Annotated in this window: 28 protein-coding genes and 1 riboswitch; of the genes, 5 read left to right on the plus strand and 23 right to left on the minus strand. The window is 65.4% G+C overall.

Annotated features, from left to right (window positions below; all coding sequences use genetic code 11):
• Window positions 1–7 precede the first annotated feature (7 nt).
• From JOD78_RS05110 to JOD78_RS05160, 11 genes are all read right to left on the minus strand, one after another.
• Window positions 8–1,990 (minus strand): putative cobaltochelatase, encoded by a 1,983-nt coding sequence (locus JOD78_RS05110; RefSeq protein WP_209566742.1) that lies wholly within the window; start codon window positions 1,988–1,990, stop codon window positions 8–10.
• Complete coding sequence (locus tag JOD78_RS05115) at window positions 1,987–6,117, minus strand: cobaltochelatase subunit CobN (protein WP_209566744.1); 4,131 nt, start codon at window positions 6,115–6,117, stop codon at window positions 1,987–1,989. Before JOD78_RS05115 ends, JOD78_RS05110 begins: the two co-directional genes overlap by 4 nt.
• Window positions 6,110–6,451, minus strand: a complete 342-nt coding sequence (locus JOD78_RS05120) for a ferredoxin (RefSeq protein WP_166675565.1) — start codon at window positions 6,449–6,451, stop codon at window positions 6,110–6,112. Before JOD78_RS05120 ends, JOD78_RS05115 begins: the two co-directional genes overlap by 8 nt.
• 64 nt (window positions 6,452–6,515) lie before the next feature.
• Window positions 6,516–7,268: a CbtA family protein gene (locus JOD78_RS05125; protein WP_209566747.1), complete on the minus strand. Its 753-nt coding sequence runs from the start codon at window positions 7,266–7,268 to the stop codon at window positions 6,516–6,518.
• 10 nt (window positions 7,269–7,278) lie between these two features.
• Entirely contained in the window at window positions 7,279–7,494 is a 216-nt protein-coding gene (locus JOD78_RS05130) for a CbtB domain-containing protein (RefSeq protein WP_121041568.1), read from the minus strand.
• 139 nt (window positions 7,495–7,633) lie between these two features.
• Window positions 7,634–7,864, minus strand: a riboswitch (cobalamin riboswitch).
• 68 nt (window positions 7,865–7,932) lie between these two features.
• Window positions 7,933–8,568 (minus strand): hypothetical protein, encoded by a 636-nt coding sequence (locus JOD78_RS05135; RefSeq protein ID WP_245201978.1) that lies wholly within the window; start codon window positions 8,566–8,568, stop codon window positions 7,933–7,935.
• Window positions 8,569–8,765: 197 nt separating this feature from the next.
• On the minus strand, window positions 8,766–9,461 hold the full coding sequence (locus tag JOD78_RS05140; RefSeq protein ID WP_199725068.1) for a hypothetical protein: 696 nt from the start codon (window positions 9,459–9,461) through the stop codon (window positions 8,766–8,768).
• Between the two features lie 367 nt (window positions 9,462–9,828).
• Window positions 9,829–9,975 (minus strand): hypothetical protein, encoded by a 147-nt coding sequence (locus JOD78_RS05145; RefSeq protein ID WP_166675071.1) that lies wholly within the window; start codon window positions 9,973–9,975, stop codon window positions 9,829–9,831.
• A 50-nt stretch (window positions 9,976–10,025) separates the two neighbouring features.
• On the minus strand, window positions 10,026–10,406 hold the full coding sequence (locus tag JOD78_RS05150; protein WP_245201979.1) for a hypothetical protein: 381 nt from the start codon (window positions 10,404–10,406) through the stop codon (window positions 10,026–10,028).
• A gap of 168 nt (window positions 10,407–10,574) precedes the next feature.
• On the minus strand, window positions 10,575–12,224 hold the full coding sequence (pgm, locus tag JOD78_RS05155; RefSeq protein ID WP_121041572.1) for a phosphoglucomutase (alpha-D-glucose-1,6-bisphosphate-dependent): 1,650 nt from the start codon (window positions 12,222–12,224) through the stop codon (window positions 10,575–10,577).
• A 314-nt stretch (window positions 12,225–12,538) separates the two neighbouring features.
• Window positions 12,539–12,790 (minus strand): GlsB/YeaQ/YmgE family stress response membrane protein, encoded by a 252-nt coding sequence (locus JOD78_RS05160; RefSeq protein WP_017450312.1) that lies wholly within the window; start codon window positions 12,788–12,790, stop codon window positions 12,539–12,541.
• Between the two features lie 424 nt (window positions 12,791–13,214).
• Here JOD78_RS05160 and JOD78_RS05165 point away from each other — a divergent pair, with 424 nt between their 5' ends.
• From JOD78_RS05165 to JOD78_RS05175, 3 genes are all read left to right on the plus strand, one after another.
• Complete coding sequence (locus tag JOD78_RS05165) at window positions 13,215–13,622, plus strand: hypothetical protein (RefSeq protein WP_198516508.1); 408 nt, start codon at window positions 13,215–13,217, stop codon at window positions 13,620–13,622.
• Between the two features lie 79 nt (window positions 13,623–13,701).
• Complete coding sequence (galU, locus tag JOD78_RS05170; protein ID WP_209566749.1) at window positions 13,702–14,715, plus strand: UTP--glucose-1-phosphate uridylyltransferase GalU; 1,014 nt, start codon at window positions 13,702–13,704, stop codon at window positions 14,713–14,715.
• Between the two features lie 334 nt (window positions 14,716–15,049).
• Window positions 15,050–15,529, plus strand: a complete 480-nt coding sequence (locus JOD78_RS05175) for a hypothetical protein (RefSeq protein WP_209566751.1) — start codon at window positions 15,050–15,052, stop codon at window positions 15,527–15,529.
• A gap of 97 nt (window positions 15,530–15,626) precedes the next feature.
• On the opposite strand, the gene JOD78_RS05180 is transcribed toward JOD78_RS05175, so the two are convergent.
• Together JOD78_RS05180 and JOD78_RS05185 are read right to left on the minus strand one after the other, a co-directional pair.
• Window positions 15,627–16,793, minus strand: a complete 1,167-nt coding sequence (locus tag JOD78_RS05180) for a branched-chain amino acid ABC transporter substrate-binding protein (RefSeq protein ID WP_209566753.1) — start codon at window positions 16,791–16,793, stop codon at window positions 15,627–15,629.
• A 74-nt stretch (window positions 16,794–16,867) separates the two neighbouring features.
• The gene (locus JOD78_RS05185; protein WP_121041580.1) at window positions 16,868–17,743 is read right to left on the minus strand and encodes an MOSC N-terminal beta barrel domain-containing protein; all 876 of its coding nucleotides are present in this window, start codon (window positions 17,741–17,743) and stop codon (window positions 16,868–16,870) included.
• 178 nt (window positions 17,744–17,921) lie between these two features.
• Here JOD78_RS05185 and JOD78_RS05190 point away from each other — a divergent pair, with 178 nt between their 5' ends.
• Together JOD78_RS05190 and JOD78_RS05195 are read left to right on the plus strand one after the other, a co-directional pair.
• Complete coding sequence (locus JOD78_RS05190; RefSeq protein WP_034334161.1) at window positions 17,922–18,377, plus strand: CopD family protein; 456 nt, start codon at window positions 17,922–17,924, stop codon at window positions 18,375–18,377.
• 29 nt (window positions 18,378–18,406) lie between these two features.
• Window positions 18,407–19,195 carry a fumarylacetoacetate hydrolase family protein gene (locus JOD78_RS05195; RefSeq protein WP_204726547.1) on the plus strand — a complete coding sequence of 263 codons (789 nt, stop codon included), beginning with the start codon at window positions 18,407–18,409 and terminating at the stop codon, window positions 19,193–19,195.
• 75 nt (window positions 19,196–19,270) lie between these two features.
• Here JOD78_RS05195 and JOD78_RS05200 read toward each other — a convergent pair whose 3' ends face one another.
• The 10 genes from JOD78_RS05200 to mdcC form a co-directional block, all read right to left on the minus strand.
• Window positions 19,271–19,765, minus strand: a complete 495-nt coding sequence (locus tag JOD78_RS05200) for an acyl-CoA thioesterase (RefSeq protein ID WP_034334157.1) — start codon at window positions 19,763–19,765, stop codon at window positions 19,271–19,273.
• Between the two features lie 216 nt (window positions 19,766–19,981).
• Entirely contained in the window at window positions 19,982–20,914 is a 933-nt protein-coding gene (locus JOD78_RS05205; RefSeq protein ID WP_121042316.1) for a 2-hydroxyacid dehydrogenase, read from the minus strand.
• Window positions 20,915–21,120: 206 nt separating this feature from the next.
• Complete coding sequence (locus tag JOD78_RS05210) at window positions 21,121–21,363, minus strand: hypothetical protein (protein WP_121041588.1); 243 nt, start codon at window positions 21,361–21,363, stop codon at window positions 21,121–21,123.
• A 38-nt stretch (window positions 21,364–21,401) separates the two neighbouring features.
• Window positions 21,402–21,650 (minus strand): DUF6139 family protein, encoded by a 249-nt coding sequence (locus tag JOD78_RS05215; protein WP_039785709.1) that lies wholly within the window; start codon window positions 21,648–21,650, stop codon window positions 21,402–21,404.
• Between the two features lie 213 nt (window positions 21,651–21,863).
• Window positions 21,864–22,808: an acyltransferase domain-containing protein gene (locus tag JOD78_RS05220; RefSeq protein WP_209566756.1), complete on the minus strand. Its 945-nt coding sequence runs from the start codon at window positions 22,806–22,808 to the stop codon at window positions 21,864–21,866.
• A complete protein-coding gene (mdcB, locus tag JOD78_RS05225; protein WP_209566758.1) occupies window positions 22,805–23,719 on the minus strand; it encodes a triphosphoribosyl-dephospho-CoA synthase MdcB in 915 nt (304 codons plus the stop codon). The genes JOD78_RS05220 and mdcB overlap by 4 nt, the downstream gene beginning before the upstream one ends.
• Entirely contained in the window at window positions 23,707–24,429 is a 723-nt protein-coding gene (gene mdcG / locus JOD78_RS05230) for a malonate decarboxylase holo-[acyl-carrier-protein] synthase (RefSeq protein ID WP_245201980.1), read from the minus strand. Before mdcG ends, mdcB begins: the two co-directional genes overlap by 13 nt.
• A gap of 2 nt (window positions 24,430–24,431) precedes the next feature.
• Window positions 24,432–25,172, minus strand: coding sequence for a biotin-independent malonate decarboxylase subunit gamma (gene mdcE / locus JOD78_RS05235; protein WP_209566760.1), 741 nt, complete (start codon window positions 25,170–25,172; stop codon window positions 24,432–24,434).
• A 9-nt stretch (window positions 25,173–25,181) separates the two neighbouring features.
• On the minus strand, window positions 25,182–26,078 hold the full coding sequence (locus tag JOD78_RS05240; protein WP_209566763.1) for a biotin-independent malonate decarboxylase subunit beta: 897 nt from the start codon (window positions 26,076–26,078) through the stop codon (window positions 25,182–25,184).
• Entirely contained in the window at window positions 26,075–26,389 is a 315-nt protein-coding gene (gene mdcC, locus JOD78_RS05245) for a malonate decarboxylase acyl carrier protein (protein ID WP_209566764.1), read from the minus strand. The genes JOD78_RS05240 and mdcC overlap by 4 nt, the downstream gene beginning before the upstream one ends.
• Window positions 26,390–26,409 lie beyond the last annotated feature (20 nt).

The raw sequence follows: 26,409 nt of genomic DNA on the forward strand, positions 1-26,409 counted from the left end.
TCCTTGTTCAGCGCGCGCCCAGTTGCGCGCGCACGGTCAACGCCAGAGCGTCGCCGGTCAATTGTTCGAGGGTCAGGCAAGGCGCACCCAGCGCCTCGGCCAGCTGGGCCGCACGGCCCAGGCGCAGGTAGCCGGCTTCGGTGTCCAGCACCAGGGCCGGTACGCCCTGCGCGGCCAGCGTCTGTGCGGCTTGCAGGGTTTCGGTCCAGGGGTCGCCGCTGCTGCCGGGCAGGCTGACGTTGGCCTTGCCGTCGGAGAGGATCACCAGCAGCGGGGGGGCTTCCTGCGCGCCGTGGTGGGCGGCTTGCTGCAGCACTTGTGCCGCCAGTTGCAGCGCATGCGGCAATGGCGTGCGGCCACCAGTAGGCAGTTCGCGCAAGCCCTGCTCGGCCAGATCGGCGCTACGGGTCGGGGCCAGCAGCAATTGCGCCTGCTCGCCACGGAAGGCGATCACGGCCAGTTGATCGCGGCGCTGATAAGCATCGGTCAGCAGCGCAAGCACCGCGCCCTTGACCGCTTCCATGCGCCGCTGTGCGGCCATGGAGCCGGACGCATCGACCACGAAGACGATCAGGTTGGCACCGCGCCCGCTGCGGACCTGGCGATGCAGGTCGTCGCGGGTGACGGTGAGTGGCCCGTCCGTCTCGCCCGCCAGTGCGCCGCGCACGGCGGCACTGCGCAGGGTGGCACCGATGGCCAGGCGGTCCGGATTCGCATCGGGCACGGCGCGCACGGCGCTGCCCCGGTTGGCATCAGCCACGGTACTGCGGCGGCCGCTGGCTGCATTGGCGGCGGCTTGCGGCGTGGCAGCCACACTGATTCTGCGGGCCGTACCCGCTGCGGCAACGGCGAAGGTCTGTTGCCCGCCCTCGCCTTCCTGCTCCTGTTCCTGCTGCGGCTCATCGGAGGGAGGCGTCTCTTCCGCATCTTCGCCCCGGGTATCGCCATGTTCAGCTTGCGGCGGCGTCGGCTCGGGCTGGCGCGCCTGATCGACCAGATCATCCAGCTTGTTCTCGTCCATGCCGGTCTGCTCGAAGGGCTTGCGGCGGCGGCGATGCGGCAGCACCAGCAAGGCGGCCTCGCGTACATCATCGGGCGTAACCCGCGTGCGGGCCTGCAGGGCGGCGATGGCGCGCGCGGTCTTGTGCATGACGATGTCGGCCCGCAGGCTCGCCACTTCGAACTCGCAGCAGAGATGGCTGATCAGCTCCAGCATGGCATCATCCAGCACCACTGCTGGCAGCAGGCGCTGGGCCTCGGCCACCTGCGCAAGCAAGGCGTCCTGCTGCGGCTGCCAGCGCTGCGCAAAGGCGCCAGGATCAGTCTCGAAGGCAATGCGGCGACGTACCACCTCGGCGCGCACGGTCTTGTCGGTCGGTGCGCTCACTTCCACCATGAGGCCGAAGCGGTCCAGCAATTGCGGCCGCAGATCGCCCTCTTCCAGGTTCATGGTGCCGATCAGCGTGAAGCGCGCCGGATGGCTGATCGAGATGCCATCGCGCTGCACTGAATTGACGCCCATGGCGGCCACATCCAGCAGCACATCGACCAGGTGGTCGGCCAGCAAATTGACTTCATCGATGTAGAGGATGCCGCGATGGGCCGCAGCCAGCAGGCCGGGCTGGAACGCGCGCTGGCCACCTTGGAGCGCCTGCTGCAGGTCGAGCGAACCGAGCACACGGTCTTCGGTGGCGCCAAGTGGCAAGGTCACGAAGGGTACGGTGTCCTGACGCTGTACCGGGTCTGTATTGCAAACTGTACAGGCACTGGCCGGCTGGCCCGGCGCGCAACGGAAAGCGCAGCCCTCGCTCAGGGTGATCGGCGGCAGCACCTGGGTCAGCCCACGGGCAGCAGTGCTCTTGGCCGTGCCCTTGTCGCCGCGCACGAGCACGCCACCAATGCCGGGATCAACCGCGCACAGCAGCAGCGCCTGCTTCAGCAGCGACTGGCCGACGATGGCCGCGAAGGGATAGGCATGGAAGGCCGTCATTGCATGTCCTTGGTATGTTCACTGCCGCGCACGGTTTCACCGCGTGCTTCCAGCAGGCTTTCACTGTGCAGGTACAGTGAGCGCAACTGTTCGATGGTCTGTACTGCAGGTGTCTGCCACATGCCGCGGCTGGCGGCTTCCAGCAGACGCTCGGCGATGGCGTTCTGGGCCCAGGGATTGGCCTGCTCCAGGAACTCGCGCATGGCCGGATCGAAACCATAGGTCTCGGCCAGTTGCTGGTACATCCAGTCCTCCATCACTTGGGCGGTGGCATCGTAGCCGAACAGGTAATCAACGGTGGCCGTCAACTCGAGGCCTCCCTTGTAGCCATGGCGGCGGATGCTGGCCAGCCACTTGGGATTGACCACGCGGGCGCGGAAGACGCGCAGGGTTTCTTCCTTCAGGTCGCGCACGGCGGCGCGCTGCGGGTCGTGGCTGTCGCCAAAATAATGGCGCGGCTGCTGGCCGGACAAGGCGCGGATGGTGGCGATCATGCCGCCGTGATATTGCAGGTAGTCGTCGCTGTCGAAGATGTCGTGTTCGTGGTTGTCCTGGTTGTGCAAGGCCACCTGCACGCCCGAGAGGCGCTGGCGGAAGGCCTCGCGCTGGTCCGCGCCCTGCACCTTGCGGCCGTAGGCATAGCCGCCCCAGTTGATGTAGGCCTCGGCGAAATCGGCCTGGTCTTGCCAGTTCTTTTCCTGGATCAGCGGCAGGATGCCTGCGCCGTAGCTGCCGGGCTTGGCCCCGAAGACGCGATAGGAGGCCTGCGCCGCCGCCTCGGCCTGGCCCAGTCCGCCCTGCATGGCCTGCTGCAGATCGCGCAGGTAGTGCTTGCGCACGAAGTTCAGGTGGTCCGGCTCGTCGGCGGCGATGGCCAGTTGCACGGCATCGTCGATCAGGTCGATCAGCTGCGGGAAGGCATCGCGGAAAAAACCGCTGATGCGCGTGGTCACGTCGATGCGCGGACGCTGCAATTGATCCAGCGGGATCAGTTCGACCCCGGCCACCTGCCGGTTGCCTTCGCGCCAGACCGGCTGCGCGCCCATCAATGAAAGGATCTGCGCCACATCGTCGCCATGGGTACGCATGGCGCTGGTGCCCCAGATGCTGATGGCCACGCTCTCGGGATAGTCGCCGCTCTCGCGGTGATGGCGCTCCAGCACTTCGCGCGCCAGTTGCTGGCCCACGCGCCAGGCCGACTGCGAGGGCACGCTGCGTGGATCGACCGAGTAAAAATTGCGCCCGGTCGGAAGAATATGCGCCATGCCGCGCGTGGGCGAGCCGCTGGGTCCGGCCGGAATGTAGCCACCGCGCAGGCCGTTGAGCAGGTTGCTGATTTCCTCATCGGTGCGCTGCAGGCGCGGTACCAGTTGTTCGCAGGCGAAGCTGAGGATGCGGCGCACGGCGCTGGTGTCGGTGGCCTTGATGGCGGCGGCCGGTACTGCGCGCTTGACCGGGGCCGGTCGCGCCATGGCGCGCATGCCGCCGAGCACGCTGCCTGCGCTTTTTTGCAGGGTCGGTTGCAGGCGCGGTTTTTCTTCGGCGGGGGCGCTGAACAAGGGGGCGAACAAGGCCTGGATCACGCCCTCGATGGCCTGCACTGCAAAGCCTTGCTGCTGCAGGGACTGCATCAGCGACAGGCACAGCGCATCGATGGCTTCAAGCGCATCGGCGCGGGTGACGATGGCACGTCCGGCCGTGCGGGAGAGCGCATCGTCGATGTTGAGGCGGCGGCCCTTGTGTTCCAGCAGCATGTCCAGCGACAGGCCGAAGAGACGCGCCACTTCTTCCTGCAGGCCCGGCAGGTCCTGGTTGGGCAGACGCGTCAGGGCCACCAGCATGTCCGGCAGTTGCTGTCCATCGGGCATGCGGCCGAGGATGTGCAGGCCGTCGCGGATCTGGGCCGCGCCCAGTTCGCACAGGTAGCCGTCGAGATCCTCGATCAGGTGCGCCACACCGGCACCATCCAGTTCACTCAGCGCGTGCGGCAGCGCGCCGTCGTCGTGCGCATGGTCATGGTCGTGATGATGGTGATGGTGATGGTCATCGTGATGATGATGTCCGTGATGATGGTGATGCCCATGGTCGTGCCCGTGCTCATGGTCATGATCGTGGTCATGATGCAGCAGCTTGTACTGCAGGTCCGTATCCAGATTGGTCTGCCGCACCAGCTCCCAGATCTGCTGCTGCAGCAGCGGCAGCTTGGCCGGATCGAGCACCTCGACCTGGTAATACTCGTCCACCAGCTGCGTCAACTGGGCCAGCGCGCCGTAGCTGTCGGCGGTGGTCATGGGCGGCGTCAGGTGGTCCACCACCACGGCATGGGCGCGGCGCTTGGCCTGCGAACCTTCGCCGGGATCGTTGATGATGAAGGGATAGAACAGCGGCACGTCGCCCAGCAAGGCATCCGGGAAGCATTCTTCAGACAGGCCCACGCCCTTGCCCGGCAACCACTCCAGGGTGCCGTGCTTGCCGACGTGGACGATGGCATCTGCGCCCCATTCTTCATCCAGCCAGCGGTACAGCGCGTAGTAGTGATGCGTGGGCGGCAGGTCGGGCTGGTGGTAGATGGCGTCCGGGTCCATGCCGTAGCCGCGCGGCGGTTGCAGGGCCACGAAGGCATTGCCCAGATCGAGGCCGGCGATCACCAGATGCTGGTCGTGCACGTAAGCCTCGCCGGGCGCAGCCCCCCACTGGCGCTGCATCCTGGCCTGCAAGGCGGTGGGCAACGCGGCAAACCATTGCGCGTAGCGCGCCGCCGGGATGCGCGCGGCAGCACGGCGCAGCTGGTCTTCGGTGAGCAGGATGTCGTCGTAGGAGCAGCGGTCCACCAGTTCGTGGATCAGGGACGTGCCGGTGTCGGGCAGATCGCCGATGGCGTAGCCATCTACTGCCAGTGCGCGCAGCACGGCCATGAGCGACTCGGGCGCATCCAGCCCCACGGCATTGCCGATCTGCGCGGCCTTGCTGCTGGAATTGGTGAAGATGAAGGCGATGCGCTTTTCTGCATTGGGCGTGCAGCGCAGGCGCACCAGCCGCTGCGCCAGCCCGGCGATGCGGCGCACGCGGTCCGGCAGGGCCTGGTACTGCACCACACCGGCCTCGCTGGCGTGCTTGAAGGATAGCGGCACGCCGATGATGCGGCCGTCGAATTCGGGCAGGACCACGTTCATGGCCGCATCCAGCGGATTCATGCCGCGCGTGGAATGCTGCCACTGGTCCTGCGTCATGCCGCTGGTGATGGCCTGCAGTACCGGGCGGTTCAACTGTTCCAGCACCGAGACCGACCAGCCCGCCGGCGTGATGCCGCCTGCCGTAATCTCGCCCATGGCGAAGCTGGTGGTGTTGATGATGAGATCGACCCGGCCCTCGGCGAAATACGCCAGCGCAGGCGGCAGCGTTGCCCCACTGCTGGCCGACACCCGCAGCGAGGAAGTAAACACTGGCAGCACATCCATGCCGCGCGCCTCCAGCGCCGCCACCAGCGCATCGATGAAGGCGGTATTGCCCGAGAGCCAATGCGCCCGGTAGAAGATGATGCCCACCGCCGGCTTGCCCGCCGGGGCCTGAGCGCGCAGGGCCAGCCAGTCGTCGAGGCGGGCGTCCTGTTCGAGGTCGGGATGATAAAGGCCGTGTTCGGGCAAGGCTTGCGCGGGTTCGTAGCCGTAGCCGCTCAGCAGCAGGCGGTCCGACAGACAGCGCAGCAACTGCGCCAGGTTGACGCTGCCGCCGCCGTTGAAATACGCCAGCGCCTGCTGTTGCACATCGGGCGCAGCAGTGGACGCCGCAGCCAGTTCGGCATCGGGCTCGCCGGTGCCGGACAGCACGATCAAGTGCCGCCCTTCGGCGCGCGCAGCGCGCAGCAATTCAGGAAAACCGGCTACTGCACCCAGCCGTCCGAGGACGCGCAGCACGATCACCTGGGCGCTGGCCAGCTCCGTGCGCAGCAGGGTCGCCAGCGTGCGCAGCGGCTGGCCCTGCTCGTCGGTGCCAGATTGCAGGGCTTGCAGGTCGTAGCCCGCTACGGCGGGGAATTCCGCCGGCAACTGCGCGCGTGCAGCAGCCAGCAGCGCCAGGTCGGTCGGGGCGTGCGTCAGCAGGACGATTCGAGCCACGGGATCATGCATCGGAGGCCTCCGCTTCCGGCATCACGTCACCGGTGCCAAGGCGATGGAAGATGAGGTCGCTCACTTCGCGTCCGCCTTCCAGGTGCTCCACCACCACGCGCTCGATGGCGGCGGCATCCTCGCAGCGATACCACACGCCCTCGGGATAGACCACCACCACCGGGGCCTGCGCCTTGCAGGCCACCATGCAGTGGGTACGGGTGCGCTTGACGCGCAGCTCGGGGCGGGCGTCGATCTGCTCGCCCAGCACGCCGAACATGGCTTCGGCCAGCACGCCGTTTTCGGTACAACGCGGACCCACGCACATGAGCACGTGACGATGATGAGTTCTCATGGCTTTGATGCTTTACTTTCCCCGGCGCAGCAACGCCGGACAGGGGCCCGTCAGGGCCGGCCCATCAGCCGAAGCGGCGATAGAAGAAACCGGTCAGCCCGCCCAGCGCCAGCCAGAACACGGCATTGGCCGCCGCCGTGGCGCGGATGAAGGCTTGTGCCAACTCTTCGGGTGCCACGCTGCCATGCACTTCCGGCTGCGGTGCGCCGATGAAATGCGGAACCACCAGGAGCATGACGCCGACCAGCTTCCACGGCCAGCCACGGGTGAAGACGAACAGGCCCAGGCTGGCCGCCGTCATGGCGGCGGTCATCACCCACCAGAGCTGGCGCGCCTGCAGCGGTGCGGCCAGGGTACCGGGGACTTCCGGCGGCAAGCCCAGCGAGGGCGCGACGAAGAACACGCCATAACCGGCCAGGCCCCACAGCAGGCCGCTGCGCCAGCTGATCTGGCGTCCGCTCAGGGCAAAGGCCGCCACCAGCAGCAAGGCGAAACCGACCGCCATGCTGACGTTGGCCAGCACGGTGTAGCCGGTGCGCTCGGCGCCGTCAGCCGGCTCCCAGGCATTGGCGTCATGCGCGTGTTCGTGCTCATGTGCGTTCGCATGCGAGTGCTCGTGCGCAGCCGCCTGGGCGGCGGGTTCGTGGGCGTGGTCATCGGCCGCGGGGGCCGCCGATTCGCTGGCCTTTTCATATTCCTCTGCCTTGAGGATGATCTTTTCGACTTGGAATTGTTGCACGCCCGACAGCAGCACGCCCGACAAGGCACCTGCCACCACCACAGCCGACGCCATGCGCCGGAATACGGTCCAGTTCATCGTCCGCTCCTCAGTGGCAAGGGAAACCGGCCGAGTGGCGGCCATCGTGGGCGGCATTGTGCAGCTCGACTTTGGAGGCGAAGCCGGCGCCGTAGATCAGCGCCACGCCCAGCGCGAAGGCCAGCAGCGAGGGCGCGATGCGGTCGCGCCAGACCTGGCTGCCGGAGCGGCTGGAAGAGGAAGAATCAGCGGTGTGACGGGCGTCGAGACCGGAGGGAGTGGACATGCGCTTTCCTTGGCAGGTGGATGAAACGAAGGAAGCCACACGGCGAGCGCCCAAGCACAATCCCGCCGTCGGCTGACGGCACCGGTTCACACCAGCGGGAAATGATGGAAGCTTTCCGCATGATCGCCCTCCGCGATGCATTCAAGAACTTGCCTCGGGCCGGTCTCCGGGCTGGCGAGGGGAAGCCTGGGCTTCGGGACAGGCGCCTTCCCATGCGCGGGGCACAGTGGCGTAGTGCGTGTCCTTCCTCGCTTACCGTTGCGGGGGCAGCGCCGGCTTTGGCCCGATGCTGTGGCACCGGCCGCACCGGCTTCCCGTTTCAATTCCAGGCGCGGCTGCGCACAGGAATACCAGAAGCAATGCTAAGTGGCGAAGTATAAAGGCGGGGGCGGGCTTGGGCAACCTGCATTGTCAGCCTGCACGGGGCTGGCGGCAACTTCAGCGGGGCAAGGCGGGCTGGAGCGGCGAGGAGGATGAGGGGGATGCACTGGAGGAAGCAGCCGGCAGTTGCGGCAAGGCAGGCGAAGCGGCCAGCTTGTAATACAGGCTCATTTCCGCCCCCATGCGGGTGGGAATGCGCGCCACGTACACCGAGCGCTGGCCGGACCGGGGACCGTGCCCGTGCACTTCCATCAGGCACAGGTAGCGTTCCCCCAGGAAGCCCAGCACGGCAAACGAGGCCTTTTGCGGGCGGGACAGCCGGGGGGCGCGCTCCGGTGACAGGCCGATGGCCCGGTCAAGGTAGCCGCGATGGGAATTGACGAACAGATAGTCACGTCCGGGGGGCTTGCCGCTGGCATAACCGATGCGCCACTGGCGATTGTCGCCATCAGGCAGATACAGGCTGTAGGGAGATGCCGGGCCGCTTTCCATCACCTCGACCCGCCCTGCGACCGGATCGATGCTGACCCTGCTGAGGGGAAAATGGTCTACGGCCAGGCAACTGGCCAGCACTTCTTCGGGCGGCGATCGCGGACCGGGCAGCGCCGCCAGACAGACGAACAGCAGGACCAAGGGCAGGCAGCGCAGCGCGCTCTTCTTCCAGGGAGAGGCATGGGCAAGGAAGCAAATCATTGACAGCTCCTTCAACAGACGGCGGATCAGATCGGCTGCAGCAGAAACACAACCGGCCACCATGGTTGCAGAAGGGCAATGCCATGGATATCAGAAAACTCTCAATGAGCAGGAACAAGTCACTTGCCACGGACGGCGTGCGCCCTGTTGTGCGCCCGGCGACAACACCGAGAGGCCGATGTCGGCTCGCGACGGCCTCAGCGCGGCCCGGCGACCATCTCGGCAAGAAAATCGAGGGCGACGAAGTGCCATTGCGCCGATTCGGCGTCATACAGCGCGATCTGGTTGATTTCCCGGCCCGGTTCAGTGCGGCCCGGGATGCGCTCCATGGCCCGCTCGGCATGCCGGTGGCGCTGCTGCGGGTTCAGTTGTTCCAGCCGGGCCGCTGTCTCCGCATGGGCGTAGAGACCGGCGCACTCCCATAGTCGGGCGTGGCATTCGAGATCGGCCAGTCCGATGTCCAGCGGGATGCTGTCGATGCTCGCCGACACCTGGGCCACGCGCGCCGACGACAGCCGCACCGGATCGCCCTGCGCGCGCACGGCGATGCGGCCATCGTGCGCGCCCCATGCCAGATGCAGGCAGTACGGCAAGTGGCCCTGATGACGCGCCACCAGCTCATCGGGGGAAAAGGATGCCACCGGCAGTACCTGGTAATCCTCCACAGCCAGACCCAGCCAGAGCGCATCGAGATGCGCATCAAAGGGAGACAGGTAGAGCACCATGGCCTGCGCACCGGCAGCCGGCCCGGCCTTGACCGGCTCGCACAGCACCCGGGCGGTGCTGCTGCCGCTTGGCTGCAGGCGTACCAGCACATGCAGAGGAAGCGCCGCCAGCACAGTGTGGCGGCGGCCAGCGGGAAAACCCATGGACTGCGGAGGATAGGGATACAAGGTGCCACTCCTGACAAGGACGGCGGAGGTGGCAGTCCTGCTCAATTCATCTGCGGTCTCCGCAAAAAGCAGATGCTTTCACAAATGCAAAGCGGCTTGAACGAGAAAAGTCTCAATCAACGCGAAAGAATGGCGGGGAGAGATGGCAGACTGCAAAGGAGATGGTGCGGGCCGAAATCAGGGCGGTTCCGGGGCGATATGAAAGAAAAAGACAGCGCGCAGTCGCAATGGCCGCGTAACGGCATGTTGCACGCTCGATCGCTCGCAAGACGTGAACGGAAATGCAAAAACCAAAGTCGCGATGGACGGCTGCAAGCGCAACGAAGAACGGCGCGCCTGCTTCGCAAGCGCGCTCAACGACAGCTACTTACATGCGCAAAGGCTTGTCGGAAGGCCGGGGATTGTCGGGCGGATCTTGCACCGGCACCGGCTCATCATCGGGCAGTGCCGGCGGCGGCAGGTTGGGCTCGTTGACCGGCGGGGTTTCTTGGGGAGTGTGCAGGGAATGGTACAAACAGACCTCCTCGGAGAGTGCAATTCGGGTGGCAGATCCGGCAGGCAAGCTCAACCCTGGCCGGCCATCGGGTTCTGATGGGGAATCGGGTCCTGGGGCGGCGTCGGATCGAGCGGCGGGACCTCGACCGGCGGGGTGTCCTGGGGCTTGTGCATGGTGTTCTCCTCTGAGGGTAAAGGGGTAGTGTGGTCGCCGGGCCGTGCCGGCAGCGTGGGCAGCAAGCCATCATCGGCATTGGCCAGCGGGTCTTCGGTGCCGTCGGGCTCAACGACATGGCCGGGATCGGCCACGATGTGATCCGGCACGGGCGCGCCTGACGGCGCAGGCGGCGTGCCGGGTGGACGCAGCAGTGCGGCTGCCGGGGTTTCCGGTGGTCGCGCGCCCTGCGCTGCAGCGGACTCTGCAGCGAGATCCGGACGAGGCAGGTTCATGGCGGTCCTCCTGACAAGGTGGCAAACAATACCTCATCTTACGAAGCCCCTGCCCTGCCCTCAGCCAGACATCGGCCCATTCGCCTGTAGGAAGGCCGGAAAAAAAACGCCGCCAGCCCCAAGGGGTGGCGGCGTCATCGGCATGCGCAATGCAAGACGTCAGCGCAATCAGCTGGCCTTGAGCGCGCGCGTCACGATCTCTTGCGCTTCGGCGAAGATGCGGTCCAGATGCGCCTGGTCGCGGAAGCTCTCGCCATAGATCTTGTAGATGCTCTCGGTGCCGGAAGGACGGGCCGCAAACCAGCCATTGTCGGTGACGATCTTCAGGCCGCCGAAGGGCTTGCCGTTGGCCGGTGCGGTCGTCATCACCTCGCGGATGGTCTCGCCGGCCAGCTCGGTCGACGTCACATCCTGCGGCGACAGTTTGGACAGGCGCGCCTTCTGCTCCGGCGTGGCGGCGGCTTCCTTGCGGCCATTGACAGGCGCACCCAACTGGCGGGTCAGGTCCTGGTAGATCTGGCCGGGATCATTGCCGGTGCGGGCGGTCATCTCGGCGGCCAGCAAGGCGGCAGTGATGCCGTCCTTGTCGGTGCTCCAGGGCTGGCCGTCGAAACGCACGAAGGAGGCGCCAGCGCTTTCCTCGCAACCGAAGCCCAGGCTGCCGTCGTACAGGCCATCGACGAACCACTTGAAACCGACCGGCATCTCCAGCAGCTTGCGGCCCAGGTGATCGGCCACGCGATTGATCATCTGGCTCGACACCAAGGTCTTGCCCACGGCCGCATCGGCACGCCAGGCCGGACGATGGCGGAACAGGTAATACACCGCCACCGACAGGTAGTCGTTGGCCGGCAGCAGGCCGGTGCTTTTGGCGACGATGCCGTGGCGGTCATGGTCGGTGTCGCAGGCCATGGCGACGTCGAAACGGTCCTTCAGGGCGATCAGCTCGCTCATGGCATAGGGCGAGGACGGATCCATGCGGATCTGCGCGTCCCAGTCCAGCGGCACGAAGCGGAAGCTGGCATCGACATCGGTGTTGACCACTTCCAGGTTGAGCTTGTAGCGATCGGCGATGGCCGACCAGTAATGCAGGCCGGCACCGCCCAGCGGATCCACCCCGATCTTGACGTTGGCCGCCGAGATGGCCCCCAGGTCGATGATGTTGGGCAGGTCGCCCACGTAGTTGTCGAGATAGTCGTAGCGGCGCGTGGTCTCGGCCTTCAGGGCCTTCTCGAAGCTGACGCGGCGCACGCCTTCCAGCTTCTGCTCCAGATAACCATTGGCGCGCTTCTCGATCCAGCTGGTGACGTTGGAATCCGAGGGACCGCCATTGGGCATGTTGTACTTGAAACCGCCATTGTCCGGCGGGTTGTGCGAGGGCGTGACCACGATGCCATCGGCCAGCTTGTCACGGTGCACGCGGTTGTGCGTGAGGATCGCGTGCGAGACGGCTGGCGTGGGCGCATAGGGGCTGCCCTCGGCCAGCATGGTCACCACTTCGTTGGCGGCCAGCACTTCCAGTGCGCTGTGCCAGGCCGGTTCCGACAGGGCGTGGGTATCGATGCCCAGGAACAGCGGCCCCTTGAAACCCTGCTCCTTGCGGTAGTCGCAGATGGCCTGCGTGATGGCCAGCACGTGCCATTCGTTGAAGCTGTGCAGATTGGCATTGCCGCGATGGCCGGAGGTACCGAACGCCACACGGTGGCTGGCTTCGGCCACATCAGGACGCAGGCTGTAGTAGTTCGACAGCAGCACCGGCAGGTTCACCAGGGCTGAGGGGGCGGCACGCTTGCCGGCGAGGGGATTGACGCTACTCATAGGTTTGTTCTGGATGAATGGATATCTGAGGAAACGAGGTGGCACGGCCACTTCGCTACTTGATCTTTTTTCAACGTCCCGGACATTGTAACGCCAGGATGGCGCGCTGCAGCATCGATATGAAGATTCTTGCAGAAAGCTTGCCGCGGGGCACTGTTCACGGGGCTTTGCGGGCCGCAGCGATGCGCGGATGCGGCTGACTCATGAAGCGCCTTGCCGAAAAGCAAAACGCGTCCGGGCCAAGGCACGGACGCATTCGGTCAGGGCAGAAACACCGGCCGCGCCCCTTCAGGCGTGGCCGCGTGCAGGCCTGGTCAGGCTCGCCGGAAAGCGCGCACGATCACCAGCAGCACGATGGCACCCAGCGTCGCCGTGACGATGGACGCCAGGATGCCGCCACCCACGGCGATGCCCAGCAGACCGGCGAGCCAGCCACCGATGACGGCACCGACGATACCGATGAGGATGTCAGCCAGCAGACCGAAGCCGCCACCCTTGACCAGCACACCGGCCAGCCAGCCGGCAACGGCACCAATGATCAGCCATGCGATGAGTCCGTGTTCCATGATGTTCCCTTTCAATCGTTCTGTCGTTCTTGGGTTGATGTCGGAAACCGTGCAATGCAGGGGCTTCCTCTTGCTTCCACTTCTCTGCAAGCGCTCTGCGCAACAGATGAGGTGATGATAGAAAAGCGCGCGTCGGCAAGGTATCGGACAGCGGCCCATTTCCTTGTAGGACAAGCCCGGCATGTGGCGCTGTTGAGCCGATCAGTACCAAGTCGCGCTGGTTTGCGGCGCGCAAAGCGGTCATGGCCGCGCCTTCCTCTTTTCCTACATCGCAAAAGGCGGCATTCCTATAGAGAGGAAGCGCGAGTTTTTTTACTCTTGCTGCACATAAGCGCAGTGCAGCATCGAACCCAGCATCCATCGCTTGCCGCCGCGCCTGACCAATACCGCATTCGCCAGCCCGATTTCCAAGAGAGCCGCCATCATGTCCGCCACCGAAACCAGTGCCCGTCCGTCACCCGTCTTTGCCAATGCCTTCGCGCTGAACACCTTCGGCACTGCACCGCAGGCCGCCGAGGGCGCTGATTTCGTCGAACACTATGCCCGCTACGCCCGCGAATCGGCCGAGATGCTGCATCAGATTTCGATGAAGGCACCACAGCTGGCTTCGGTGCTGGACCAACTCAACGAAGGCAGCCTGCCGCAGCGCATCGCGCTGGTCGATGAGCAGGCAGCGGCCGCTGTACCGGCAACGCGCCGTCAGCCACGTGCTTCCCTGCTGGAGACTGCGGCGCATGCATTGAGCCACGCCTTCCCCGGCGTCGCGCCCCTGTTTCAGGGATGCCGCGCGTTTTTGCAGATGAAGATGATCAAGAACAACAGACAGGCGTGAGGAGGCGCGAGTCGCTAGCAAGCCTGCATTGTGTGCCTTTGGGTGTCACGCCCTTCACTCAACCAAAACTGGACTTACCATGAAAAAAATCACCAAAGCCGTTTTCCCCGTCGCTGGCCTCGGCAGCCGCTTCCTTCCCGCCACCAAGGCACAGCCCAAGGAAATGCTGCCCATCGTCGACAAGCCGCTGATCCAGTACGCCGTTGAAGAAGCGGTGGAAGCGGGCATTACCGAAATGATCTTCATCACCGGCCGCAACAAGCGCGCCATCGAAGACCACTTCGACAAGGCCTATGAGCTGGAATCCGAACTGGAAGCCGCCGGCAAGGTGAAGCTGCTGGAAACCATCCGCAACGTCATTCCCAAGCACATCAACTGCGTCTACGTACGCCAGGCCGAGCCGCTGGGCCTGGGCCACGCCGTGCTGCTGGCCAAGCCGCTGGTGGGTGACGAGCCCTTCGCCGTGCTGCTGGCTGACGATTTCATGGATGCCGCTCCCGGCCAGAAAAACGTGATGGCACAGATGACCGAACTGTACGAACGTGAAGGCAAGAGCCTGCTGGCCGTGCAGGACGTACCGCGTCCGGAAACCCGCCAGTACGGCATCGTCAGCGGCACTGCACACGGCGAGCGTACCGAGCTGCTGAGCGGCATCGTCGAAAAGCCGTCGCCGGAAGACGCACCGTCGACCCTCGCCGTCGTGGGCCGCTATGTGCTGACCCCGGCCATCTTCGAGCGCCTGGAAAACATCGGCACCGGTGCCGGTGGCGAAATCCAGCTGACCGATGCCATCTCTGCCCTGCTGGAACAGGAACAGATCCTGGCCTATCGCTACGAAGGCCAGCGTTTCGACTGCGGCTCCAAGCTGGGCTACCTGAAGGCAGCCGTCGCCATGGGCTTCAAGCACAAGGAAGTCGGCACCGGCTTCGCCCAGTTCCTGCAGGAATTCACCAGCCAGAACGATCTGGCGCAGGCCGCCCAGCACAAGGGCCCGGCCACCGTGACCCCACTGAAGACTGCTGCCGGCAACCAGCCTGGCAGCACACCGGTCTCCAGCGATAAGTTGCCAGCCGTCGCCAACAGCATCATGTAAGTCCCCGGTAGAGAGCGTTGTTGATTGCAGTCCGTCCGCAAGGCCGGGCTGCTTTTTTTTGTGGCTTTGCGCTTCGTATAAATTGTTTTGACCTTTGTCACAGAGTTTTAACCTGGACTTGCTAGCATCGCGGCCATGAATCTGGAGAAGTTCATTTCGCCCGGGACAAGTAATTCGCCGCAATACGGCCAGGCGCGTATGCTGTGGTCACCGCACCCCTGAAAACGTTTGCAACATCGAAATACGACGATGAAATCGTTGCCAGGCGGCAGGAATGTTGCGGCAAAGGCGCAAAAAATATATATTGTTTATATCAATTTTCAGAGGAGCGTTCATGGCCACCAGAGTTCAAGCCGCAGCAGCAGCAACCGAAACCAAGAAACCTGTCGCCAAGCCGGCAGCCCCCAAGCCCGCCGCGGTGAAGAAACCAGCCGTCAAGCCCGCCACCCGCGCAGCCGCCAAGCCGGCCGCTGCAGCAGCTGCACCGGCAGCCCCCAAGGCCGAAAAGAAGATCGAGAAAGTCGCCAAGCCTGAAAAGGCCGACAAGCCGGTCAAGGCCGAGAAGGTAGAAAAAGTCGAGAAAGCCCCCAAGGCCAAGAAGGTCAAGCAAGTGCGCGACAGCTTCACCATGCCCGAGAACGAGTACGCCGTGCTGGCCCAGGTCAAGAAGACCTGCCTGAAGTCCGGTGTCGAGATCAAGAAGAGCGACCTGCTGCGTATCGGCGTGTCGCTGATCAAGAACCTCAAGATCAACGAACTGAAGGACATCCTCGGCAACCTGACCCCGCTGAAGGTGGGACGTCCCAAGAAGTAAGCCACCCCCTGCTCTTCGCAAACAGCAATGCCGCCCGGTTCATCCGGGCGTCATTGTTTTTGGCAGCGACAATGTTCTTCGAATTCTTCGATCGCCCTCAACTCCTGTCCGGATTGCCGATGCTGCGCACGACGCGCCACCGTCCGCCACTGACGCGATACAAGGTGAATACGGGATCGCGCAAGTTGCCTTGGGCATCGAAGGCGATCGTGCCGGAAATCCCCTTGTATCGAATCCGGTGCAGACTGGCCGTGACCTTGGCCGGCTCCACCGAATCGGCCTCGCGCATGGCGGCCGCGATCACGCGCACGGCATCATAGGCAAAGGGCGCATAGAGATAGATCTCGTCCTGATAACGCGCCTTCCAGGCTTGTTCGAAATGGCTCCACTGCGGGCCCTTGTAGGAAGGCAGTCCCGGTTCCACCACGCTCACCCCCTCCCCGGCGGCACCGGCCAGCTTGAGAAAGGTCGGCCCCACCAGTCCGCCGATCCCCACCAGCGGCGCGCGGATCTGCAACCGCCGCAGGTCCTGTACCAGTTGCGCGGCCTGGGCATCGAGTCCGGCGAAGAAGACCACGTCGGGATGGCTGTCGCGGATGCTGCGCAGGACGCTGTTGAAGTCGGAGGTCTTGCTGCTCACCGCATAGCGTCCCGTGACCCTGCCCTGCAAGGCCGTCAGCGACTTGACGAATTCGTCGGCGTAAGTGGAGCCAAACACCGTGCTGTCATCGATCACGGCGACGTTGACGCCTTTCAGCTCGCGGACGACATAGTCGGCGGTCAGGCGCGCGCCCTCGCCGTCGTGCGGCACGATGCGGAAGGCACTGGCGTCGCCCTGCTGCGTGTAAGCCGGGGCCGTTACGGCGGGGGCCACGTGCGGAATGCCTGCCGCGGCATAGATGCGTGCGGCGGGGATGCCCACGCCACTGTTCCAGTGACCGACTACGGCGGCCACCTTGCTCTTGACGAAGTAATCGGCGATCAGCTCGCCCGTGCGCGGATCGGCCCGGTCGTCCTGCGGCAGCAGCTTGAACAGCACCGGCTCGCCGGCGATGACGGGCTTGCTGTTGTTGAGGTCGTCCACCGCCAGTTGGGCGGCGCGTTCCAGGCTCACGCCCGTGCTGCCGGACGGGCCGCTCATGGGCGCGGCCAGGCCGATCAGCACGGTACGTGCCTGGGCCCCAGCGCTGCCGCTGGCAAAAATGCACCCCGCGCCCGCCAGAGCCAGGGTGAGCAGGAGGGATTGTCGCAATGCCTTGATCATCTTGTTCCTTGCTGCGGTACTGCCGAGATGGCTTGAGTCTGGATTGAGATTGACGGGGCTACCCGGCGGGACACTCAGAAATTCAGTTCCCACTCGCAGGCCTGGCCGACCTCGATCACGCCGCCCTCCCCGCCGATCACGATGGCGTTCTGGCCGAAGGTGAGACCGCCATTCACCCTGGCATTGGCACGATAGGTGGCCAGCGTGTCCATGGGTTCATTGGGCCACTGCGGATCGCGCTGGCCGCTGCGCTGGTCGATGCCGGGGATGGGACATCTTGCACAAGGCTTCACCAGCTTCAGTTGTACCGGACGGTCTTCACTGCCCAGGCGCACGGTATCGATGAAGTCTTCTTCATAGGCCTCCCAACCGGCGATCACCAGGTTAGGACGGAAGCGATCCATGGGCAAGGCCGGTGCGCCCTTGGCGGCGAGCCGGGCGTTGAGGTCATCCAGCGAGGCCTGGCCGATCACCAGCAGCGGATAGCCATCCGAAAACTGCGTCGTGGCCCGATGCTCGCCGGTCCAGCGGGTACTGCAGGCGCGCTTGACGGCCGGATTGAAGCGCACCAGGCGGGCGTCATCCTGCAGGTAGGCGGAGAACCACTCGCGCGCCTGCTCACCCTGGTCGAGCGCTTCAACCCGGCTGTCCCAGACCTTGACGGCGAGCGTGGCACCATCCTGGCCGGCGGCGGCCAGCTGCAGCGCGGGCATGCCGGGCGCACGCAGAACCAGGGCATCGCCCTCGAAAGCGGGCGTGATGCAGGCCATCGCCGGATGCGTGCGCTGGGTCAGGAACTGGCCTTGGCGGTCCACCAGCATCCAGTGGCGGTCCAGCGCCAGGCCCAGCGGACTGATCTCGGCGCGGCTCAGGGAGAGCGCGCCGCAGGATTTGATCGGATAGAAGAAGATGGCACTGAGCGTGGTGCCGCTGAAGCTAGTGTTCGACATGGTGTGACCGTCCCCCCGGATGGCGGCGCAAAGAAGCGCCCGATGAGTAGTATTAGTGATGAAGTTTCTGCAAGACATTACCACAAGCTGGCGGTTTCGCCCGGCTGACGATACGCCGTGTTCCCACTCATGCGACAATGCGCCACGGACGCATATGAACTTTTCTGACGGGAGCGCCATGCTGTTTGCCAAATTCTTCCATCTGCTGGGCCTGACGATCTGGGTCGGCGGCATGTTCTTCGCCCACATGGCCCTGCGCCCCGCGCTGGGCGTGCTGCATCCGGAGCAGCGGCTGAGCCTGATGGCCGCCGTGCTGGCCAATTTCTTCATCTGGGTCTGGGTCGCCATCGCACTGGTGCTGGGCAGCGGCCTGCACATGATGGCCGTGATGGGCGCTGGCGCTGCCAAGCTGCCGCCTTATGTCCACGCCATGACCGGCATCGGTATCGTGATGATGCTGATCTTCGCCCACATCTTCTTCGCCCCCTTCCGCCGCCTCAAGCTGGCGGCCGCCCAGCAAGACTGGGACCGCGCCTCGCGCGCCCTGCGCCAGGTGCGCATGCTGGTAGGCATCAACCTGTGCCTGGGCCTGCTGACCATCGCCATCGGCGCACTGGGCCCCTTGAGCGTCTGAACACAAGCCTTCATATTGGGGAGACCGCCGTGCTGACCGATTCACAATGCCAGGAAGCCGCCGACCTGCTGTGGGACTGCTGGGCGCACAACCGCCGCATCCCGCAATTGCCGGCGCATCTGCAGCCGGGGGACCGGCGTCAGGCCTATGACATCCAGCGCCGCCTGGAAGCGCGCAGCTTCGCGCCGCTGGCCGGCTGGAAGAACGCCGCCACCGGTCCCGGCGGACAGCAATTGCTCAAGGTCGATGCACCGCTGGCTGGCCGCCTGCTGGCCGAGCGCATTCACCGCAGCGGTGCCCGCATCACGCTGGGCGACAACCTGATGCGCGTGGCCGAAGTGGAAGTGGCCTTCCGCATGGGCAGCACGCTCGCGCCACGCAATACGCCTTACACGCAGGAAGAAGTGATGGCGGCCGTGGCCACGGTACATCCGGCCATCGAGATCCCCGATACCCGGTATGACCTGTTCCGCGAAGTGGGCGCAGCGCAGCTGATCGCCGACAACAGCTGTGCCGACCAGTTCGTGCTGGGCGCACCGGCCAGCATCGACTGGCGCAGCCTGGACCTGGCCGCGCTGGCGACCTCGGCCACCATCGAAGGCGGTGAAAGGCGCACCGGCAGTGGTGCCCAGGTGCTGGGCGATCCGCGCGTGGCGCTGACCTGGCTGGCCAATGAATTGCGCGAGTACGGCCTGACACTGGCGGCCGGACAGCTGGTTGCCACCGGCTCCACCATCGTGCCCATGCCGGTGCGGGCAGGACAGACTGTGCTGGCCGAGCTGGGCGTGCTTGGCTCGGTGGTGGTGCATCTGGACTGAGCGCCAGTCCGGCGGGAATCAAAAAAGGGGATGAGCACAGGCTCATCCCCTTTTTCATTGCGCGATCCGGAAAGCTCAGTTGGCCTTGTCCGTGCCGGGCTTGACTTCCTCGTAGCGGCGCGCCAGTTCCTGGCGCAGCGACTTGCGGATCACGGCGGCGTCAAAGCGGCGCTTTTCTTCTTGCGAGAAGGGTCGCAGCGGCGGCACCGGGATCGGCTTGCGCTGGTCGTCCACGGCCACCATGGTGAAGAAGCAGCTGTTGACGTGGCGCGTTTCCTGGGTGCGGATGTTCTCGGCCACCACCTTGATGCCGATTTCCATGGACGACTTGCCGGTATGGTTGACGCTGGCCAGGAAGGTCACCAGCTCGCCCACGTGGATGGGCTGGCGGAACATCACCTGGTCCACCGACAGGGTCACCACGTACTGGCCGGCATAGCGGCTGCCGCAGGCATAGGCCACCTGGTCAAGCAGCTTGAGGATGGTGCCCCCGTGCACGTTGCCGGCGAAGTTGGCCATGTCCGGGGTCATCAGGACCGTCATGGTGAGTTGGTGAGATGGCAGATCCATGGTGCGTGGCTCTCTCTGTAGTGTGATGGCGATGGGTTGATCTTGGAATGAAATGACACCGGGGTGCCGTGCGCCGGCACGCTCCCCCGAGCGCGCGCAGGCGACCGGCCAGGACGCTCTCGTGGAGGAAAGCACCCCGGCCGCGGCCGACATTATCGGCCAGCCAGCCCGGCTATGGCAAAAAAAACTCGCGTCAGCTGTCGCGCAGCCGCCCGCTCAGGCCCGCACCACCGGCTCGGCTGCCGCGAAATGCTCCTCGCAATTGCGCAGGAACTGGCGCACGGAAGCACTGATGGCTTCCGGCGACCAGCCGGCGATGTGCGGCGTCAGGACCACATTGGGCAGGCCGATCAGGGCCGCAGGCGGCTTGGGCTCGCCTTCGTAGACATCCAGCCCGGCACCGGCCAGGCGGCCGGCCGACAGGGCCGCGGCCAAGGCCTCGGTATCGACGATACTGCCACGGCCGATGTTGACCAGGTAGCCCTTGGGACCGAGTTCTTCCAGCACGCGTGCATTGATGAGGTGATGGGTCTGGGCGCCGCCGGGCGCTGCCACGATCAGGCAGTCGGCCCAGCCGGCCAGTTGGGCCACGTCCGGAAAGTAGTGGAAATCGACGTCATCACGCTTCTTGCGGTTGCAGTAGGCGATCTCGGCATCGAAGGCAGCGGCGCGGCGGGCGATCTTCTTGCCGATATTGCCCATGCCGACGATGCCTACCCGCTTGCCCGCCAGCTGCGGTTGCAGGGGGATGGTCTCGCGCCAGCCGCCGTCGCGGGTGTAGCGGTCCAGCACCGGGATGTTGCGCAGGATGGCCAGCAGCAGGCCCAGCGTATGGTCGGCCACGCAGTCCTCGTTGGTACCGGCACCGGTGGCGATCTCGATGCCATGCGCCTTGGCGTGGGCGGCATCGATGTTTTCAAAGCCGGCGCCCAGGGCACACACCAGCTGCAGATGCGGCAAGGCGCGCATTTCGTCGGCAGTCAGGCCGGTGGAGCCGTTGGTCAGCACCACCGCCACCTTTTTGGCCGGGCCGGCGATCATCGCGTCACGGCGCTGGCGATCCGGCGCGTAAAGGATGTCGTAGTGGGCGGCGATGGTGGCAGTGCTTTCTTCGGAAAGGTGAATCAGGACGAGCAGAGGCGGTTTCATGAGGGGGACCTGGCCGGACGAGGAAAAGGAAGACGTGAAGGAAAATGCAATCAACGCCATTTTATTGCGAAACAGCAGAGTGAGCAGCCTGCCACTCATCAGCCGCTGCCGTCAGCATGCGAATTCCATGCCATCAGCGTCCAATCAATGCGAAGAAACCCGATGCGCCAACAGGCGGATCGGGCTTCTTTAGTGGGAAACGGCGGTCAATGCCGCGCTGTCTGCTTCTCCAGCAGCTCATGCGCAGCCTGGCGCGCGCCCTCCTCGGCCGCCTTTTCATCGGCGAAGGTCTGGTCGGGCAGCACGCGCTGCACCGGGAACACCGGGTTGCGGTGCATGGGATTGGTGGAATGGCCGAAGATGGCCACCTGGGCCACCCATTCGTCGCCGCCGATGAGGCGCACGCCAGCGTATTCCACTTCGTAATCGCCTACTTGTTCAGTGGGCATGATGATCTCCTCTGCGGATGGGCCGATAGCCTGGGGTCTCAGGCCGCGCCGTCGCCGCTGCGTTGGTCCAGATGGGTGATGGCGTAGCCTTTCTCGCCGATCTGCATGAAGGCATCTTCCGGCTCCAGCGTGAAATGCCGCTTCCCGTCGCGCTCAAAGTCCACGTTTTGCTCGTGGAGCTGCCAGTCGGTATTGGTCACCTCTTCCGGCATCGGCTTTTCGTGGGGCAGGACGAGGTAGGAAAACAAACCGTCGCCGTCCGGGCGCTTGTACACATCGACTTTCATCTTGGGGCCTCCTGGTCGGGTTGAACATGGGCACTGCTTCAAGATGCGACTGAGGGTTCGGTCATTGGTTCGCCGCCGCGATGGACTGAACTGCACAAAGCGGGTTGCGCTGTCAGCCGGATCCGACAGGCGCATGGACAATGGAAGAATTCTTCATTTCACGATAGCACCAGCATGGCGCAGAAGCCAGCCGAGGGCGGACCGCGCGCCGATTCAGTCAGTCTGCCGACGCAGCCATGCCAGCGCGCCCGAGAGGCTGCGGAAGTCCGCCAGCGAACGGCAGGCCATCTGCGGATGGCGCTCGCGCAGCATGCGCGATAGTGCCGCGCCAGGCCCCAGTTCCAACGCGACCGTCACGCCACGCTCAGCCATGGCATCCATGCAGCCGGCCCACTGGATGGGCGCGACCAGCTGTCGCACCAGCAGTGTCCGCGCCTGCGCTGCGTCGGCAATCGCCTGCCCGGTGACACCCGCCAGCAAGGCCGGACCGGGCGAGCGCAGCTGGAGTGCGGCAAGCTCTGCCGCAAACAAGTCCGTGGCCGCCTGCATCAACGGGGTGTGCGAGGCCAGTCCGACGGGCAACGTTGAAGTCCGCGCACCGGCGGTTGCAAGCTCATCCGCGGCGGCTTGCAGGGCTTTCCCGCTACCACCGCCGATGAGCGTGTCTTCACCGGTGACGATAGCCACGTAACCACCATGCCGCGCCAGGCATTCCTGCGCCACGGCAAGCGGCAGTCCACCAATGGCCATCAAGCCTTGTTCCGGTTGCACGCTGGCGGCCTCGGTCATCGCTGCAGCGCGCCGTGCGGCCAGTGCGACGGATTGCGCGGGATCGAGGACCCCGGCCACCGCATAGGCGGCCAGTTCGCCCACGCTGTAACCCGCCACCACCAAAGGCGCACCCGCGAAGGCTGACAACGGCTCCCGCAATGCTTGCCATGCGGCGAGTTGCGCCGCGACGATCAGCGGTTGGGCGTTGCGATTGGCGTACAGCTGCGCAGGATCGTTGAGCACCGTTTCCACCGGCGCTTGCAGATGCGACGACAGATCGCTTTGCGTCAGGAAAGCGCTGGCCACGGGATCCTCGCGCAGCAGATCGAACATGCCCGCATGCTGCGCGCCCTGCCCCGGACACAGAATAGCCAGGCGCAGACTCATAAGTTGCAAACCTCATGGACCAGGCAAGCCGCCGCCAGCAGATCGGCCGCGCCGCCCGGCGACAGGCGGCGGGTGACGAACTCGCGATGGCAGTCCAGCGCACGCGCTTCCCAATCGGCAAGCGCAGTACCGCCCGCCGCCAGGAAGGCCGCACTGCGACTGCGAACCAGGGCAGCGCCCTCGGCCCCGCCGCGATGGTAGACATTGGTATCGCTGAGATGCGCCATCAGCGCAAAGAGCGCATCGATACGGGCTTGATACAGCTCGCGTCCGGCCGCCAGCGTGGCCTGCAATTGCGGCAAGGCCACCTCGAACACTGCCGGGAAGCCCAGCGCGCCCTCCTCTCGCGCCCCGCCCACGGCATGCTCGGCGGCCACGCGCTGGCCATGGCTGTGTTGGCCGCACGGCATCGCTGCCGCGCTATGGCGGGCCAGTGCATCGCCCCACTGGATCAGCAAGGTGGCGCGGAGGGTGGCCGGTTGCATGGGCATGTGACGGCTGCGCGCATATCCCATGGCCGCGCACAGCATGCCCAGCGCAAAGATCGCGCCGCGATGCGTGTTGATGCCGCCGGTGGCGCGCAACATGCGCTCTTCGGCGCGAATCGCCAGCGTCTGCAGGGTGCGGAAAGACGCGCCGTCGAGGCCTGCGGCGGCGATCTGGAAAAAGTAATGGCGCAGCGCAAACAGACTGCGCAGGAAAGTCTCGGCCGTCATGTCGGTGTGGCTGCCATTGTCCACGCGCGAGACCAGGCCGGGCTTGGGATAGAGCACCAGTTCCTGGTACAGGCTGCGCACCGCCAGGCGCGCGAGCTGGCGGCAGAACGCCAGGTTCTCGCGGGCGGCGCGGCGCTTCTGCGTATGGTGCAGCGGCGGGGTCAGCGTATCGGGATGCTGCATCAGGCGGCGCATGTCTGCTCCTGCGGCAGGCTGGCGCGCAGTGCGCCCACGCGTTCGAGCGCTACGCTGGCTGGCCGCTTGACCAGCACCTGGCCTTCGGGATGGCTGCCCAGCACCGCGACCTGTCGCCATTCCTTCCACGACACGGCGGCCCCGTCAGGAAACACGATTTCTCCATCCAGCGGCAGGAACATCGCCTGCCAGGCCAGCAGCCTCACGCCTGCTTCCAGCTGGGCCTGGCTGCGCGGCTGGAACAGCAGGTCGATGTCGGAACTGCTGCGCAGATAGACTTGCGCCGTCACCGCCTGCCAAGCCAGAGAACCGAATACAGAGAGAGCAATACCGGCGCGCTCCATGTGCTCCTGCAACTCCGCCAGCCCAGCCTGCCACGCGGCCGGCAGACCGGCCAGACGCGCAGCGACGATGTCGCGCAGCAGGAAAGGCGCGCGGCTTGATGCCACTTCATCGGCCCTCACCCGCAGCGCAATGCGCGGCTTGTTGCCCTGCGCATCGGGCGGCAAGGCGATGCCGACACAGATCTCTTCGTCCTTGGCCTCCACGTCGCGGCGACGCACGATCAGCGGCCAGCGCATGCGCTGCCAGTGCTGTAGCGTGGCCTGCTGGCGTGCATCACTGCCACCGGCCAGCAGGCGCGACCAGCCCGCCTCGCTCAGCCAGAGCAGGTGATGACGCGAGTCGGCCAGAGCGGACGCGGACGGCATACTCATCCGTTCAAGGGCGTATCGTTGGCGACCGCATCGATGACGCGTTGCGCCCACTTGCGCCCGCCCCGTTCGAGACCCGTGGCCGCACGGGTGTCGGCACTGCGATCCTGGGCCAGCGCATCGGCCAGCGCCTTGGCGAGGTCGTCATTCCAGATCTCAGCAACGCCGCCCATGCGTAAATAATTTTCAGGTCCGGGGGCAAACACCGGATTGCTCTTGGCCAGCTCGGTCAGCCGTTCTTCCGGCACCTTGGTAATGCGTGCCATCGCTGGCAGGCCCATCACGCGAATGGTCGCCTCCGGCAAGGCATAGCAGGCATCGGCGATCAGGCCGCTGGTGATGAAGCCGCCCGACAGCGCCTGGTCATACACCAGGCCGACCACGCGATGGCCCTGACGGCGCGCCAGTTCCACGCATTTGCCCAGATGCGCCATGTAGCTGTTGATGCCCAGCATTTCATCGCGGTGGCGCAGGCGCTGGCCCTGGGTATCGACCAGGATCACGATGGGCCGGCCGGGATGTTCACGCACCGTCTGCAGGATTGCACTGGCCTGGGCCAGCGCAATTTCGATGCCGATGGGCGTGTGCCCGGTGGTACCGACCACGGTGACGGTACGGCCATCCACCTGCGCCGTGCCGGAGAGAAAATGATCCTGCTCGGTGATCGCGTGGCCTTGCGGGAACAAGTCCTGCGCCAGTGCGCGCCAGTCGACCTGGGGTTGAGTAACAGTCTGGTTCATGAATTCCTCTCAGGCCTTGGAAACGATGCGCAGGCGCTCGGCCATGGCGGTGAAAGCAGCGGCTTCCAGCATCGGTACCGTTTCCGGTCGGGCCACGCCCAGCTCGGCCCAGATATCCATCGGGTCCTCGGCATGGCCGAAAGTGGCGATGCGACGGCGCAGCATCTCCTGCTCGGCCTCCAGCCCGGACAGCGTGAGCTTCGCATCGCTGACGGCGGACAACGCGGCGATGGCTGCCGTGCGGAAGGCGTCAATGTCATCGCTCACCAGTTGCTGGCAATCGCCGATCAGGTAGCGATGCTTGCCGCCGGTCGTTCGCCAGACCAGGGCGCGGTCGCGCGAATCGAATTCTTCGACGCCATTGGCGGTTTCGATCACTTCGGGACCGGACATGGCCAGCCGCCCTTCCTCGGACATGATGACGGTATTGGCACAGCGCGCCACGATGCCCATGCCGCCGAAGCAGCCATTGGCGCCGCCAACCAGCACGATCACCGGGATGCCGGCGGCACGCGCCTCCAGCACTGCGCGCATCACTTCGGAGACGGCGATGAGCCCCGCATTGGCTTCATGCAGGCGCACGCCGCCGGTTTCCAGCAGCAGGATCACGCCTGCGGCCTGCCTGGCCATGGCGCGCTTGAGCAGGCCCACCAGCTTGGCACCGTGCACCTCGCCCACCGCCCCGCCCATGAATCCGCCTTCCTGCGCGGCGGCCATCACGGCGCTTCCACCCAGCAGGCCTTCGCCGATGATGACGCCATCGTCGAAAGAGACCGGCGCATCGAGCTGGCCCAGATGCGGACTCACCACACGCTGCGCGGGCGGCAGCAGTTCCTTGAAACTGCCCGCATCCAGCACCGCCAGGATGCGCTCGCGCGCCGTGGCTTCCAGATAGCTCGCACTCATGCGCCCTCCTCCACCATGGCTTCCACGGCCTGGTCCAGGCGCAGGCTGACCACGGCCGGCGTCGCGCCCATGTCGTTGATGGAGATGCGGGTATCGGCCAGTTGCCAGCGTTGCTGGAAGTCGGCCATCACCGCTTCCCAGATGGTGCCGAAGCCGCGCGCGGCGGTCTTGACCTCGATGGCGCAGGCACCATTGAGGGCCGCATGCTCGATCAGTACCTCCAGGTTGCCCGAGCTGACCACGCCGACCAGTTCAGGCGTGGCCTTGAGGCGGCGCTGGCCGTGCTCGAAGCGAAAAGTCAAAGTTTCCATAATGTCGCTTTCATTGCGGG

This window comes from Herbaspirillum sp. 1130 (genome assembly GCF_017833835.1).
In the GTDB taxonomy this organism is placed as follows: Bacteria; Pseudomonadota; Gammaproteobacteria; order Burkholderiales; family Burkholderiaceae_D; genus Herbaspirillum; species Herbaspirillum huttiense.

Excerpts from the sequence above, each read along its gene's own strand:
- JOD78_RS05135 (WP_245201978.1), bottom strand. The coding sequence starts at position 8,568 with ATGATTTGCTTCCTTGCCCATGCCTCTCCCTGGAAGAAGAGCGCGCTG.
- JOD78_RS05115 (WP_209566744.1), bottom strand. The coding sequence starts at position 6,117 with ATGCATGATCCCGTGGCTCGAATCGTCCTGCTGACGCACGCCCCGACC.
- mdcE (WP_209566760.1), bottom strand. The coding sequence starts at position 25,172 with ATGAACCAGACTGTTACTCAACCCCAGGTCGACTGGCGCGCACTGGCG.
- JOD78_RS05180 (WP_209566753.1), bottom strand. The coding sequence starts at position 16,793 with ATGATCAAGGCATTGCGACAATCCCTCCTGCTCACCCTGGCTCTGGCG.
- mdcG (WP_245201980.1), bottom strand. The coding sequence starts at position 24,429 with ATGCCGTCCGCGTCCGCTCTGGCCGACTCGCGTCATCACCTGCTCTGG.
- JOD78_RS05150 (WP_245201979.1), bottom strand. The coding sequence starts at position 10,406 with ATGAACCTGCCTCGTCCGGATCTCGCTGCAGAGTCCGCTGCAGCGCAG.
- JOD78_RS05165 (WP_198516508.1), top strand. The coding sequence starts at position 13,215 with ATGTCCGCCACCGAAACCAGTGCCCGTCCGTCACCCGTCTTTGCCAAT.
- JOD78_RS05220 (WP_209566756.1), bottom strand. The coding sequence starts at position 22,808 with ATGAGTCTGCGCCTGGCTATTCTGTGTCCGGGGCAGGGCGCGCAGCAT.
- JOD78_RS05205 (WP_121042316.1), bottom strand. The coding sequence starts at position 20,914 with ATGAAACCGCCTCTGCTCGTCCTGATTCACCTTTCCGAAGAAAGCACT.
- JOD78_RS05175 (WP_209566751.1), top strand. The coding sequence starts at position 15,050 with ATGGCCACCAGAGTTCAAGCCGCAGCAGCAGCAACCGAAACCAAGAAA.
- JOD78_RS05120 (WP_166675565.1), bottom strand. The coding sequence starts at position 6,451 with ATGAGAACTCATCATCGTCACGTGCTCATGTGCGTGGGTCCGCGTTGT.
- JOD78_RS05110 (WP_209566742.1), bottom strand. The coding sequence starts at position 1,990 with ATGACGGCCTTCCATGCCTATCCCTTCGCGGCCATCGTCGGCCAGTCG.
- JOD78_RS05160 (WP_017450312.1), bottom strand. The coding sequence starts at position 12,790 with ATGGAACACGGACTCATCGCATGGCTGATCATTGGTGCCGTTGCCGGC.
- JOD78_RS05200 (WP_034334157.1), bottom strand. The coding sequence starts at position 19,765 with ATGGATCTGCCATCTCACCAACTCACCATGACGGTCCTGATGACCCCG.
- JOD78_RS05190 (WP_034334161.1), top strand. The coding sequence starts at position 17,922 with ATGCTGTTTGCCAAATTCTTCCATCTGCTGGGCCTGACGATCTGGGTC.
- JOD78_RS05130 (WP_121041568.1), bottom strand. The coding sequence starts at position 7,494 with ATGTCCACTCCCTCCGGTCTCGACGCCCGTCACACCGCTGATTCTTCC.
- JOD78_RS05125 (WP_209566747.1), bottom strand. The coding sequence starts at position 7,268 with ATGAACTGGACCGTATTCCGGCGCATGGCGTCGGCTGTGGTGGTGGCA.
- mdcB (WP_209566758.1), bottom strand. The coding sequence starts at position 23,719 with ATGCGCCGCCTGATGCAGCATCCCGATACGCTGACCCCGCCGCTGCAC.
- JOD78_RS05215 (WP_039785709.1), bottom strand. The coding sequence starts at position 21,650 with ATGAAAGTCGATGTGTACAAGCGCCCGGACGGCGACGGTTTGTTTTCC.
- pgm (WP_121041572.1), bottom strand. The coding sequence starts at position 12,224 with ATGAGTAGCGTCAATCCCCTCGCCGGCAAGCGTGCCGCCCCCTCAGCC.
- galU (WP_209566749.1), top strand. The coding sequence starts at position 13,702 with ATGAAAAAAATCACCAAAGCCGTTTTCCCCGTCGCTGGCCTCGGCAGC.
- JOD78_RS05210 (WP_121041588.1), bottom strand. The coding sequence starts at position 21,363 with ATGCCCACTGAACAAGTAGGCGATTACGAAGTGGAATACGCTGGCGTG.
- JOD78_RS05240 (WP_209566763.1), bottom strand. The coding sequence starts at position 26,078 with ATGAGTGCGAGCTATCTGGAAGCCACGGCGCGCGAGCGCATCCTGGCG.
- mdcC (WP_209566764.1), bottom strand. The coding sequence starts at position 26,389 with ATGGAAACTTTGACTTTTCGCTTCGAGCACGGCCAGCGCCGCCTCAAG.
- JOD78_RS05185 (WP_121041580.1), bottom strand. The coding sequence starts at position 17,743 with ATGTCGAACACTAGCTTCAGCGGCACCACGCTCAGTGCCATCTTCTTC.